Below are 11261 nucleotides of genomic sequence, written 5' to 3'. Positions count from 1 at the left end.
GACGGATCGTCCATGGACGGGGAGTGTCACTCCTCAGGTCGATTTCGGGCAGGGCAATGCCTTTGCCCCGCTTTTACCAGCGTAGACCATACCCGTGCGGGTGTCGGATCCCCGTTCGGACCCGCCCGGCGGCGGGCCGTTCCGTGCCGGCGGGGCTCAGCCGCTGTGGTGGGCGACGAGGTCGCGCAGGGCGCGGGCGTCGGCGATGGCCTGAGCCTTGCCCACGCCGGACTGGATGCCGACGGCGGCCAGCGAGGTGCCGTCGGCGAGGTCGAGGGTCGCCCACGGGTCGCCCTGGCGGAAGTTCACGCCGACGATCTCCGCCCAGGCCAGCCGGCGGCTGCGGACGAAGTTGACCACGGTCACGCCCTGGGCGTCGGCGCTGACCCGCGGCCGGGCCAGCATCAGGCCGACGCCGGCGAACAGCACGCCGCTGGCCGCCATCATGATCCGGTCGTTGAACTGCCAGTTCGCCGGGAGGGCGACCGCCATCGCGGCGAACAGCACCACCAGCAGCGCGCAGACCGGCAGCAGCACGGCGCGGGTGCGGCGCGGGGCCCAGGTGACGGGGAACTCGGCGGGGGTGGACACGAGGGGCTCCGTGGGGGTGTTCGATCGGGTGGTACGGAAAAGGGGCGGGGTCGCCCGACGGCGGCCCCGCCCCATTCAACCGGTGCTTATGCCCGGCGGTCGCTCAGAGGCGGCAGGCGTGGATGTTGGTCACCAGGATGGCCCGGGCGCCGATGCCCCACAGGTCGTCCATGATCTGCTGGGCCTCCTTGCGGAGCACCATCGAGCGGACCGCCACCCAGCCCTCGGTGTGCAGCGGGGAGACGGTCGGCGACTCCAGGCCGGGGGTCAGCGCGACGGCGGCGCCGACGTTCTCGGCGCGGATGTCGTAGTCCATCAGCACGTAGCGGCGGGCCACCAGCACGCCCTGCAGGCGGCGCAGGAACTGCTCGACGGCCGGGTCCTCGCCGGCGCCCTTGGGGCGGATCACCACGGCGTCGGAGATCAGGATCGGATCGCCGAACACCTCCAGGCCCGCGTTGCGCAGGCTGGTGCCGGTCTCCACCACGTCGGCGATCACGTCGGCGACGCCCAGCTGCACCGCGGTCTCCACCGCGCCGTCCAGCTTGGTGACGGTGGCCTTCACGCCGTGGTCGGCGAGGTGCTGCTCGACCAGGCCGGTGTAGGAGGTGGCGATCCGCAGCCCCTCCAGGCCCTTGACGTCCTCGACGTCCACGCCGACCGGGCGGGCGAAGCGGAAGGTCGAGCCGGCGAAGCCGAGCGCGAGCACCTCCTCGGCGTTGGAGTGCGAGTCCAGCAGCAGGTCGCGGCCGGTGATGCCGACGTCCAGACGGCCGGAGCCGACGTACACGGCGATGTCGCGCGGGCGCAGGAAGAAGAACTCGACCTGGTTGCCCGGGTCGACCAGGACCAGCTCCTTGGCGTCCTTGCGCTGCCGGTAGCCGGCCTCATGGAGCATCTCCGCCGCAGGACCCGAGAGCGAACCCTTGTTGGGGACGGCGATGCGCAGCATGGAGGTCAGTTCCTTACCTGTTCGGTGTGGGTGTAGGGGGGTTTCCGGGCCTGGGCCTAGAGGTACTTGTAGACGTCGTCGAGCGTCAGCCCGCGGGCGACCATCATCACCTGAAGGTGGTAGAGGAGCTGGGAGATCTCCTCGGCGGTCTGCTCGTCGGACTGGAACTCGGCGGCCATCCAGACCTCGGCGGCCTCCTCGACGACCTTCTTGCCGATCGCATGGACGCCCTGCTGGACGAGCTGCGCGGTGCGGGAGGACGAGGGGTCGCCGGTGGCGGCCTTCTGCTGGAGCTCGGTGAAGAGCTCCTCGAATGTCTTCGAAGCCATGATGGGACTCACCTTACGGCGTGCGGACGGACGGGCGGTAAACGGTTCCGGACCGTGGACAGTCCGGTGGACGTCCACGGTCCGGGGGCCGGCCCGGCCGGCCGGGTCAGAGCGCGCGCAGCGCCGCGGCGGTGGCGACGGCCGCGGTGACCGCCTCGTGGCCCTTGTCCTCGGCGGAGCCGGGCAGGCCCGCGCGGTCGAGCGCCTGCTGCTCGTTGTCGCACGTGAGTACACCGAAGCCGACCGGGACGCCGGTATCCACGGCGACCTGGGTGAGGCCGGCGGTGGCGGCCTGGCAGACGTAGTCGAAGTGCGGGGTGCCGCCGCGGATCACCACGCCGAGGGCGATCACGGCGTCGTGGCCGCGCTCGGCGAGGCGCTTGGCGGCGACCGGCAGCTCGAAGGTGCCGGGGACGCGCAGGACGGTCGGCTCGGTGACGCCCAGCTCCGCGAGGGCGCGGTGGGCGCCGTCGAGGAGGCCGTTCATCACCGGCTCGTGCCACTGGGCGGCGATCACGGCGACCTTGAGGCCGGCGGCGTTGTCGATGGTCAGCTCGGGGGCTCCGTGGCCGCTCATGTGCGGGTGCCTTTCGGTGGTTCGGGTTGCGTGGGTCTCGGTCGGGTGGAGGAGGTGGTGCGGAGGAGGTGGTGCGCTCAGCCGTCGAGGCCGGGCAGGTCGTGGCCCATCCGGTCGCGCTTGGTCCGCAGGTAGCGCGCGTTGTGCGCGCCGGCCGGGATCTCGACCGGCTCGCGGCCGGTGACCTTGAGCCCGTGCTCGGTGAGCGCGGTGAGCTTCTCCGGGTTGTTGGTCAGCAGCGTCAGCGACCGCACGCCGAGGTCGCCGAGCATCTGGGCGCCGATGCTGTAGTCGCGGGCGTCGGCGGGCAGCCCGAGGTCGAGGTTGGCGTCGACGGTGTCGCGGCCCCGCTCCTGGAGCTCGTAGGCGCGCAGCTTGTGCGCCAGGCCGATGCCCCGGCCCTCGTGGCCGCGCAGGTAGAGCACCACGCCCCGGCCGGCCTCGGCGACCCGGCGCAGCGAGGCCTGGAGCTGCGGGCCGCAGTCGCAGCGCAGCGAGCCGAGCACATCGCCGGTCAGGCACTCGGAGTGCACCCGGACCAGCACGTCCTCGCCGTCCGGCAGCCGGCCCTCGGCGTCCAGGCCGCCGGCGACCAGGGCGATGTGCTCGACGCCGTCGAGGGTGCCCCGGTAGCCGACGGCGGTGAACTCGCCGTAGGCGGTGGGCAGCGCGGTGACGGCGGCCCGGTCGACGTGCAGCTCGGTGCGGCGGCGGTAGGCGATGAGGTCCTCGATGGAGATGATCGCCAGGTTGTGCTCGCGGGCGAAGGCGACCAGCTCGGGCAGCCGGGCCATGCTGCCGTCGTCGTTGACCACCTCGGCGATCGCGCCGGCCGGTGCGAGGCCGGCCAGCCGGGCGAGGTCGACGGCGGCCTCGGTGTGGCCGGGGCGGACGAGCACGCCGCCCTCGACGGCGCGCAGCGGGAAGACGTGCCCGGGGCGGGTGAGGTCGCCGGGCCCGGTGCCGGGCGAGGCGAGCAGGCGCACGGTGCGGGCCCGGTCGGCGGCCGAGATGCCGGTGTCGACGCCCTCGCGGGCGTCCACCGAGACGGTGTAGGCGGTGCCCTTGCGGTCCTCGTTGACCTGGGTCATCGGGGGGAGCTTGAGCCGGTCCAGCTCGTCGCCGGTCATCGGGGCGCAGATCACGCCGGAGCTGTAGCGGATGGTGAAGGCCATCAGTTCGGGGGTGGCGGCACTGGCCGCGAAGACGATGTCGCCCTCGTTCTCGCGGTCCTCGTCGTCGACGACGATCACCGCGCGGCCGAGCGCGATGTCGGCGACGGCCCGCTCGACCGGGTCGAGGACGAGTTCGTCGGACTGGTTCTCGGTCATGCCGTTGCTCCCTGCGGGACGGTGGTGGGGACGGGGCGCGGTGCGCGGGTGCTCAGCCACCACGAGCGCAGCCCGAGCAGGACCAGGACGAAGTAGACGGAGTAGGTGAGGCCGGAGAAGGTGTAGCCGGTGTTGAAGGCGAGCGGCACGCCGACCGCGTCGACGGCGATCCAGGCGAACCAGAACTCCACCCAGCCGCGGGCCTGGGCGACCATGGCCGCCAGGGTGCCGACGAAGATGTAGGCGTCCGCCCACGGGCTCCACGAGCCGAGCGCGGGGATCGCCGTGAAGGCCCAGGCCAGCAGGGCGGTCCCGGCCGCCGTGGCGGCGGCGAGGACGGCCCGCTCGGACCAGGAGGCGAAGCGGACGGCGACCCCGCCGGCGTCCTGCCGGCCGCGCCGCCACCGCTCCCAGCCCCAGGCGGCGGTGGCGACGACGATCAGCTGCTTGCCGACCATGCCCGGCACGTTGCCGGCCAGGTAGGCGGTGATCAGGACCAGGCCGGAGAGGAGTTGGACCGGCCAGCTCCAGACCGACCGGCGCCAGCCGAGCGCGAGGCCGGCCAGGCCGAACAGGTTGCCGATCATGTCCGACCACTTCACGTGCTGGCCGAACACGGTGAAGGCGTCCGCGTTGAGCCAGTTCACCGGTCCTCCCCGCCGGTCGTCGGGTCGGTCGGGGCATCGGCAGCCGTCGGGGGCAGCGTGCGGGACTCCAGCAGCCGCTCCACGTACTTGGCGAGGACGTCGACCTCCAGGTTGACGCTCTCGCCGACGGCCCTGGTACCGAGCGTGGTCAGCGCGAGGGTCGCCGGGATGAGGCTGACGGTGAAGCTGTCGCGGGCCGCCTCGACCACGGTGAGGCTGACGCCGTCGACGGTGATCGAGCCCTTCTCCACCAGGTAGCGCGTGATGGACTCCGGCAGCGAGAAGCGCAGCACCTCCCAGCGGAGGTTGCCGGCGGCGTCCCGCTCCCCCGGATCGCGGCTCAACAGCCGCCCGGTGGCGTCGACATGACCCTGCACCAGATGGCCGCCGAGCCGGGCGCCGAGCGCCATGGCGCGCTCCAGGTTGACCGACGAGCCGGGCTTCAACGCGCCCAGGCTGGAGCGGTGGAGGGTCTCGGCCATCACGTCGGCACTGAACTCACCGGTGCCGGCGGCCAGTTCGTCCGGGGTGTCGACGACGGTCAGGCAGACGCCGTTGACCGCGATGGAATCGCCGTGGCGCGCGCCCTCACAGACCACCGGGCCGCGCAGGCGGATTCGCGAGGAGTCGCCGATCTCCTCGATCGACACGACCTCGCCGAGCTCTTCGATGATGCCGGTGAACACCCGGGTTCTCCTCGCGCTTGGGGCGCGGACTCCGGGGTGCGGCACGGGAGATGACGCGGACGGTCGCGTGGCTGCACGGGTCGCCGGACGGCCGCGGAACCCGTCGTCGGGCCGCTGCCGCACCGCACGCCGGAGGAGGGAAGCCCTCGACCGCCGCCGTACTCGCCTCCCGCGGTCCACCGGGGGACCACGGGTGTCGCTCACTCGTCCGCCGCGCACGCCTCCCATCCGGACTTTAACCGTCGGTCCAGGAATTTCACCTGGTCAACCGGCCGCTGGCTGCGGACGGGTCGCGGACTGTAACCGCCGGTTCGGATTTTCACCGACCCCGGAGTGCGCTGAACGTCACTGCTACTTCTGACGTCATTGTGCCACGCTCCGCACGGCGCCAGGGAGAGGGCTTCGCTGTGGCCTGTTTCACGGCGGCGGCGGGAATGCGGCCGCCCGCGCGGGGGCGCAAGCTGGTGGGAGGGGCGGGTTTCGGGCCGGGCGCGGGCTCCGGCCCCAGGAGGTGCGAGCGCGATGGCCAAGTTCATGGACGTCCACCACGGGATGGCCGGCATCACCGAGGAACAACTGCGCATGGCGCACCAGGCCGACCTGGACATCCAGGCCGACGAGGGCGTGCGGTTCGAGCAGGCGTGGGCCGACCCGGAGGCGGGAGTCGTCTACTGCCTCTCCGAGGCGCCCTCGAAGGAGGCCGTGCAGCGGATCCACGAGCGCAGCGGGCACCCGGCGGACGAGGTGCACCCGGTTCCGCTCGCCGTCTGAGCCGGGCGGCCGGCCCTGTTCGGCCCCGGAAGCCTCCACTACGTTGGCCGGTATGACCAGCACACCGGAGATCGCCGTTCCGTCACGTCCCGGGACCTCGGGTCCGTCCCCGCTCTACGCCGCCCTCAGCGCGGCCGCCGTCCAGGACGCCGCGCGGCTGCGGGACGTCTACGAGCAGCCGGGCGACCACGCGCGCCGCAAGCAGGTGGACCGCGTCCACGACGTCGCCCGGCAGTTGATCGCCTGCTCCCCGCTGGTCCTGGTGGCCAGTGCGGACGCCGCCGGGCGCTGCGACGTGTCGCCGCGCGGCGGGCCGCCCGGACTGGTCTCGGTGCTCGACGAGTTCACCCTGGCGATCCCGGACGCGACCGGCAACAAGCGGCTGGACACCCTGCACAACATCGTCGAGACCGGCCGGGTCGGGCTGATCTTCATCGTCCCGGGCCGGGACACCACGCTGCGGGTCAACGGGCGGGCCTGCGTCTCCACCGACCCGCGGCTGCTGGAGCAGCTGACGGCGGTCGGCAAGCCCCCGCGCAGCGCGATCGTGGTGGCCGTCGAGGAGGTCTTCGCGCACTGCCCCAAGGCCTTCCTGCGCGCCTCGGCGTGGAAGCCGGAGAACTGGCTCCCCGCGGACGCCCAGCCGAGTTCGGCCGAGGTCACCCTCGCGCACCTGGCCGACCCGGAGCTGACCGTCGAGGCGATCGAGCGGACCGAGCGGGAGGCCCTGCTGTACCGCTACGAGTAGGCGGGACGGGCAGCGGGAACGGGACGGCGGCGGGGCCGGCCCCGGACGACGCTCGTGTCCGGGGACGGCCCCGCCCGCACCGTCCGCGCCGGTCAGGCCACGGCCTTGGGCTTCACGTCCACCACGCTCGCGCCGTCCGCCGCCCGCTGGACGGCCTCGACGCCCTTGTGGGCGGCGTCCTTGCTCGCGTACCCCTGGCCGGTCGCGACGATCTCGCCGTTGCCCGCCTTGAGCCGGAACCGGTACTTGCCGCCGGCGTCCTCGTACACCTCGAACTTGCCCGCCATCCGGGCCACCTCCTCGTCGACGGGACGCGCCGCGCGCCCCACCTGCACGGTGCGCCCCGACGGCACCGGGCCGCACCCGCTCGGGGTCCGCCCGGGTGACCTGCCGACGGCCTCCCGCCGAGCGGATGCCGGGTGCGCGGCGGGCCGGTTGAATGAACGGATGGACTGCGTCTTCTGTGCGGTGGTCGCGGGCACGGAGCCCGCGCACCGGGTGCTGGACGACGAGGCGGCGGTGGCCTTCCTGGACCGCCGGCCGCTGTTCCCGGGCCACGTCCTGGTGGTGCCGCGCGCCCACCACCGCACCCTGGCGGACCTGCCGGCGGCGCAGGTCGGCCCGTTCTTCCTGCGGGTGCAGCGGGTGGCGGCGGCCGTGGAGCGGGGGCTGGGCGCGGCGGGCAGCTTCGTCGCGGCGAACAACCGGATCAGCCAGTCGGTGCCGCACCTGCACGTCCACGTGGTGCCGCGCAACCCCAAGGACGGGCTGCGCGGCTTCTTCTGGCCCCGCCGGGCGTACCCCGACGAGGCGGGCGCGGCGCTGGTCGCCGAGCGGCTGCGGGCCGCGCTCGCCCCGCCGGAGGGGTGAGGTCCGCGGGTCAGCCGACCCGGACGCCGTCCAGCACCCAGTACCAGTTGTTGCTGCCGGTGTACCGGAAGCGCAGCCGCAGCCGGCTCGCGCCCGCCGGGACGGCCAGGTCGAGGCGCTGGCGGCCGTTGGTGTCGCCGGTGAAGCTCTTCACCTCCACCGGCGTGCCGCCGTCCCAGACGGCGAGCACCCGGGCGGTCTGCGCGCCCTCCGGCCGGTAGAAGGTGGTGAAGGCGACCGGGACGGTGGTGCGCCCGGCCACCGGGTACTCGGGGCTGACCAGGGTGGTGTCGTAACCGCCCTTGAAGGTCCGGTCGGCCCACTCGTCGGAGTCCGCGACGGCGAAGACGTTGCGGGAGCGGACGTTCAGCTCGCGGTTCTGGTCGCGCTCGGCCCTGGTCCAGAACTCGTCGGTGGTGAAGGACCAGCCGCGCCACTCGGAGACGCCGCCGGTGCCCATCGCGGAGTTGTCGATCGACCAGCCGGCCGGCGGGGTGTGGGTGAAGCCGAGCACGCCGGCCGGGATGCCGGTCTCGTCGACCCGGCCGGTGAGCTGCGGGCGCAGCGCGTCGAACTCGTCGGGGAGGAGGGCCGGGATCGGGGTGCCGTCGAGGTTCCAGGCCGGGTCGACGACGATGCCGAGGTGGGCCAGGGCGGTGGGCGCGATGTCCACCATGCGCACGTCGTGGCGGACCGAACCGGCCGGGAACGCCGAGCCGTTGGCGATCACGAAGGTCTGCCGCTCCTCCCAGGTGGAGCCGCCGTGGCCGCCGGTGGGGGTGTGGCCGTGGTCGGCGGTGACCATGATCAGCCAGTCCTCCTGGGCGTAGGTCGCCCGGCCGCGCACGGCGGCGACGATCTGGCCGACCTGGGCGTCCACGCCGCGGATCGCGGTCAGGTAGGCCTGGCCGGCGGAGCCGCTGCTGTGGCCGGCGTTGTCGACGTTGTCGAGGTGGACGAAGACCACGTCGGGGTTCTCGTCGCGCAGCCTGGCGACCGCCCGGGAGGTGGTGCCGGCGTCGTACTCGGCGGACGGGGTGGCGATGCGGGTGTCGACCGTGCCGGAGCAGACGGTGGTGGCGATCGGTGCCCAGGAGGCGACCACGTAGGTGGCGAGCGCGGGCCTGGCGGTCTCCGCCCGGGTCAGGAAGTCCGGGTAGGCGGCGAGGTTGGGCGCGGTGAAGTTGTTGTCCTTGACGTTGTGCTTGTCCGGCCAGACGCCGGTGGCGACGGTGGACCACCCGGGGCCGGAGAGGGTGCCGGCCATCGGGTTGGCGTAGAGGCTGCTCGCCGCGGTGAGGCCGCCGGCCATCAGCGCGGTGAGGTTCGGGGCGCCGGCGTCCTTGACGCGGTTGAGCATGGTGCCGTCGAGGCCGATCAGCAGGACCTTCGGGGTCCGGCCGTCGGCGGCACCGGCGGTGACCGCGGCGGCCGCGCGGGCGGCGGTGGCGGTGAGCGGGCCGGCGGCGAGCGCGGCGGCGGTGCCGAGCAGCAGGCCGCGGCGGGAGAGGCCGGGGGCGGCGGGGGTCTGCGGGGTCACGTCATCCTCCTGATGGTGCGTCATGGCGCGGATGGGGGCGGTGACTACGGTCGGAGCGGCGGATGGACGGGGGTGGCCCGGTTTCCGACCCGGGTGTGAACAGCGACCGAATTCGGTCCAGACCCGTTATCTTTTCGCGATCATCGAGCGGCGCAGAAGGGGTGAGAACGGGCGTGAAGGGGACGGGGCGGGCGGGCCGAACCGGGGTGCGGGTCAGTCCGCTTCGAGGCGGGTGGTGAAGCTGAAGCGGTCGCCCCGGTAGAGCGAGCGCACCCGCTCCACCGGCCGGTCCTCGGCGTCCCGGGTCAGCCGGTGCAGCAGCAGCATCGGCAGGGCCGGCGGGGTGCCGATCAGCAGGGCCTCGCGCGGGGTCGCCAGCACGGTCTCGATCCGCTCGTCGGCGGCGCCGAAGCCGATGCCCGCCTTCTCGGCGAGGTAGGCGTACAGCGAGGAGCCGGGGTCGAACTCCACGTCCAGCGCCGGGACCCGGCCGACCGCCAGATAGGTGCTCTCCAGGCCCACCCGCTCGCCGTCCGCGAGCAGCACCCGCTCCAGGTGCCAGACCGGCTCGCCCGGGGCGACCCGCAGCTGCCCGGCCAGCTGGGGGTCGGCGCCGAGCCGCTCCAGCCCGATCAGCGTGCGCCCGGGGACCCGGCCCTGACGCCGCACGCCCTCGGTGTAACTGGCCAGCGAGAGCGGCTGCTCCAGCTTGGGGCCGGCCACCACCGTGCTGCGCCCGCGCCGCCGGATCCGGCCCTGGATCAGCAGTTCGCGCAGAGCCTGGCGGAGCGTCTCGCGGGCCACCTCGAAGCGGGCCGCGAGGTCGCGCTCGGTCGGCAGCACGCCGCCCTCGCCGAGCTCGTCGAGCAGTTCCTCCAGCCTGCCCTTGACGGCGTAGTACTTGGGCACCCGGCCGTGCTCCGGGATGCCCGAGCGGATCGGCGCGCCAGGGCCGGACCGGGCGGCGGGGTCGGAGGTCTCGTCCACCCCGCCATCCTTCCAGATGGACGGACCCGGCCATGACAGCGGCCGCGCCGGGCCCGCCGCGGCCGGACCGCGGCATACGCCCTTTTGCCCGCGACCCCTTGACAGGTCTAGACCATTCCGCTTGAGTCTGGGTCAGCCCCGCACCGGCCCGCACCCCGGTCGGCCCGTCCCCCACGACGCGCCCCCACCCCGCGGGGCCCCGCTCCCCTGCCCCGACGTCCCTACCTCCACGACCGTGCGGCCCCACACCGCACAAGGGGTGATCAAGTGTCCACGAAACGCCTGCTCGCACTGCTCTCCGCCGTCGCCACGGCGCTGACGGTGGTGCTGCTGCTGCCCGCGGCCAACGCCAGCGCCGCCGTCTGCGCCACGCCCTGGAACTCCTCGTCCGTCTACACCGGCGGCGCCGCCGTCTCCTACAACGGCCACAACTGGCTCGCCAAGTGGTGGACCCAGAACGAACCGCCGAGCACCGCCGGCTCCGGCGTCTGGACCGACCAGGGCACCTGCGGCACCGGTCCGACGACGACCCCGACCCCGACCGTCACCCCCACCGTGACGCCGACGTCGACCGCCACCCCGAACCCGGGCGGATTCCCGGTCAGCCAGGCCCAGTTCGACCAGATGTTCCCGAACCGGAACCCCTTCTACACCTACCAGGGCCTGATCGACGCGCTCGCCGCCTACCCCGCCTTCGCGGCCACCGGCACCGACACCGTCCGCCGGCAGGAGGCCGCGGCCTTCCTCGCCAACGTCAACCACGAGACCGGCGCGCTGGTCTACGTCGTCGAGCAGAACACCGCCAACTACCCCCACTACTGCGACAGTTCGAAGTCGTACGGGTGCCCGGCCGGCCAGGCCGCGTACTACGGGCGCGGCCCGATCCAGCTGAGCTGGAACTACAACTACAAGGCGGCCGGCGACGCCCTCGGCATCGACCTGCTGCGCAACCCCAACCTGGTGCAGACCGACCCGGCCGTCGCCTGGAAGACCGCGCTCTGGTACTGGAACACCCAGAGCGGGCCGGGCACCATGACCCCGCACAACGCGATCGTCAACGGCTACGGCTTCGGCGAGACCATCCGCAGCATCAACGGCTCGCTGGAGTGCAACGGCGGCAACCCGGCTCAGGTGCAGAGCCGGATCAACGCCTACCAGCGCTTCACCCAGCTGATCGGCACCGTGCCGGGCAACAACCTGAGCTGCTGAGCCGGGCCGCGGCCCCGCCCGTC

14 protein-coding genes and 1 riboswitch are annotated in these 11261 nt (G+C 73.4%); of the genes, 4 read left to right on the top strand and 10 right to left on the bottom strand.

Features of this window, described 5'->3' with window-relative positions; all coding sequences use genetic code 11:
• Positions 1-156 precede the first annotated feature (156 nt).
• The 7 genes from ACFC0B_RS20910 to ACFC0B_RS20880 all read right to left on the bottom strand — a co-directional run bounded on the left by ACFC0B_RS20910 (position 157) and on the right by ACFC0B_RS20880 (position 5113).
• Positions 157-591 carry a PH domain-containing protein gene (locus ACFC0B_RS20910; RefSeq protein WP_376087567.1) on the bottom strand — a complete coding sequence of 145 codons (435 nt, stop codon included), beginning with the start codon at positions 589-591 and terminating at the stop codon, positions 157-159.
• Positions 592-694: 103 nt separating this feature from the next.
• On the bottom strand, positions 695-1543 hold the full coding sequence (gene hisG, locus ACFC0B_RS20905) for an ATP phosphoribosyltransferase (protein ID WP_376087565.1): 849 nt from the start codon (positions 1541-1543) through the stop codon (positions 695-697).
• A gap of 56 nt (positions 1544-1599) precedes the next feature.
• Entirely contained in the window at positions 1600-1872 is a 273-nt protein-coding gene (locus ACFC0B_RS20900; RefSeq protein WP_030306151.1) for a phosphoribosyl-ATP diphosphatase, read from the bottom strand.
• Positions 1873-1978: 106 nt separating this feature from the next.
• Positions 1979-2449, bottom strand: a complete 471-nt coding sequence (gene ribH, locus ACFC0B_RS20895) for a 6,7-dimethyl-8-ribityllumazine synthase (protein WP_376087563.1) — start codon at positions 2447-2449, stop codon at positions 1979-1981.
• A gap of 77 nt (positions 2450-2526) precedes the next feature.
• Entirely contained in the window at positions 2527-3780 is a 1254-nt protein-coding gene (locus tag ACFC0B_RS20890; protein WP_376087561.1) for a bifunctional 3,4-dihydroxy-2-butanone-4-phosphate synthase/GTP cyclohydrolase II, read from the bottom strand.
• Positions 3777-4367 (bottom strand): nicotinamide riboside transporter PnuC, encoded by a 591-nt coding sequence (locus ACFC0B_RS20885; protein ID WP_376088139.1) that lies wholly within the window; start codon positions 4365-4367, stop codon positions 3777-3779. The genes ACFC0B_RS20890 and ACFC0B_RS20885 overlap by 4 nt, the downstream gene beginning before the upstream one ends.
• A 56-nt stretch (positions 4368-4423) precedes the next feature.
• Positions 4424-5113, bottom strand: coding sequence for a riboflavin synthase (locus ACFC0B_RS20880; RefSeq protein ID WP_376087559.1), 690 nt, complete (start codon positions 5111-5113; stop codon positions 4424-4426).
• Positions 5114-5325: 212 nt separating this feature from the next.
• Positions 5326-5453: riboswitch (FMN riboswitch) on the bottom strand.
• A 182-nt stretch (positions 5454-5635) separates the two neighbouring features.
• Between ACFC0B_RS20880 and ACFC0B_RS20875 the strand changes: the two genes are divergently transcribed.
• Together ACFC0B_RS20875 and ACFC0B_RS20870 are read left to right on the top strand one after the other, a co-directional pair.
• Positions 5636-5884, top strand: a complete 249-nt coding sequence (locus ACFC0B_RS20875) for an SCO4226 family nickel-binding protein (protein ID WP_376087557.1) — start codon at positions 5636-5638, stop codon at positions 5882-5884.
• Between the two features lie 52 nt (positions 5885-5936).
• Positions 5937-6632, top strand: coding sequence for an MSMEG_1061 family FMN-dependent PPOX-type flavoprotein (locus ACFC0B_RS20870; protein ID WP_376087555.1), 696 nt, complete (start codon positions 5937-5939; stop codon positions 6630-6632).
• Positions 6633-6724: 92 nt separating this feature from the next.
• Here the strand turns inward: ACFC0B_RS20870 and ACFC0B_RS20865 are convergent, their stop codons facing one another.
• Entirely contained in the window at positions 6725-6919 is a 195-nt protein-coding gene (locus tag ACFC0B_RS20865; protein WP_376087553.1) for a YegP family protein, read from the bottom strand.
• Between the two features lie 160 nt (positions 6920-7079).
• On the opposite strand from ACFC0B_RS20865, the gene ACFC0B_RS20860 reads away from it, so the two are divergent.
• Entirely contained in the window at positions 7080-7502 is a 423-nt protein-coding gene (locus ACFC0B_RS20860; protein WP_376087551.1) for an HIT family protein, read from the top strand.
• A gap of 10 nt (positions 7503-7512) precedes the next feature.
• On the opposite strand, the gene ACFC0B_RS20855 is transcribed toward ACFC0B_RS20860, so the two are convergent.
• Together ACFC0B_RS20855 and ACFC0B_RS20850 are read right to left on the bottom strand one after the other, a co-directional pair.
• A complete protein-coding gene (locus ACFC0B_RS20855) occupies positions 7513-9042 on the bottom strand; it encodes an alkaline phosphatase family protein (protein ID WP_376087549.1) in 1530 nt (509 codons plus the stop codon).
• Positions 9043-9255: 213 nt separating this feature from the next.
• Positions 9256-10029 (bottom strand): GntR family transcriptional regulator, encoded by a 774-nt coding sequence (locus tag ACFC0B_RS20850; protein ID WP_376087547.1) that lies wholly within the window; start codon positions 10027-10029, stop codon positions 9256-9258.
• A 267-nt stretch (positions 10030-10296) separates the two neighbouring features.
• On the opposite strand from ACFC0B_RS20850, the gene ACFC0B_RS20845 reads away from it, so the two are divergent.
• Positions 10297-11238, top strand: coding sequence for a glycoside hydrolase family 19 protein (locus tag ACFC0B_RS20845; protein WP_376087545.1), 942 nt, complete (start codon positions 10297-10299; stop codon positions 11236-11238).
• The last annotated feature ends 23 nt before the right edge of the window (positions 11239-11261 follow it).

This window comes from Kitasatospora sp. NPDC056184 (assembly GCF_042268405.1).
In the GTDB taxonomy this organism is placed as follows: domain Bacteria; phylum Actinomycetota; class Actinomycetes; order Streptomycetales; family Streptomycetaceae; genus Kitasatospora.
This window is presented reverse-complemented; position numbering and strand designations above follow the sequence as displayed.